Annotated in this window: 1 pseudogene; it reads right to left on the minus strand. The window is 40.1% G+C overall.

Annotated features, from left to right (window positions below):
• Nucleotides 1-689, minus strand: a pseudogene (locus ABR854_RS25775) (hypothetical protein); the annotation flags it as partial.

Consider the following 689-nt stretch of genomic DNA (forward strand, 5'->3'; position numbering starts at 1 on the left):
CAACATTATTACATACAACATTACAACTTACAGATGCTGTAGTGGTTGCTGTACAACCATTGGCATCTTTAACAGTGTAGGTGTAAGTCCCTGCTAAGACATTAGAAAATACATTACTCGTCACAAAACCAGTCCCATTACTGTACTGGTAAGGACTCATACCTCCACTCGCAGTTAAACTCACTGTCCCATTACCTAAATTATCACATACTACACTATTGGTCACACTAATACTACTACCCTGATTTACCAATACCACATTCAATGTACCGATGCAACCGTTTGCATCTTTGACTGTGAAAGTATGAGAACCTGCTGCCAAATTTGTAAATATATTCGCACTGCCATAAACTCCACCATCTATACTATACGTAAGCATGCCACTGCCTCCTGTCCCTGTTACAGTTACGCTACCATTCGATGAATTACAACTGGGTTGAATCACCGTTCCTGCTGTTAATGTTGGACCTGTAATTGACTGTAAGCTTACACTCGTTGTGGCCGTACAGCCATTGCCGTCTTTGGCTGTAAATGTATAAGTACCACCTCCTAAGTTTGAAAAACTATTCGTTGATACAAAATTTGTTCCATCTTTACTATAAGTAATTGGTGATATACCGCCATTTAAGATAAGTAATACACTCCCGTTACTGCCTCCACAAGTTGGCTGGGTAGCGGTATTGGTTAAA

Source organism: Emticicia sp. W12TSBA100-4 (genome assembly GCF_040253585.1).
Lineage (GTDB): Bacteria > Bacteroidota > Bacteroidia > Cytophagales > Spirosomataceae > Emticicia.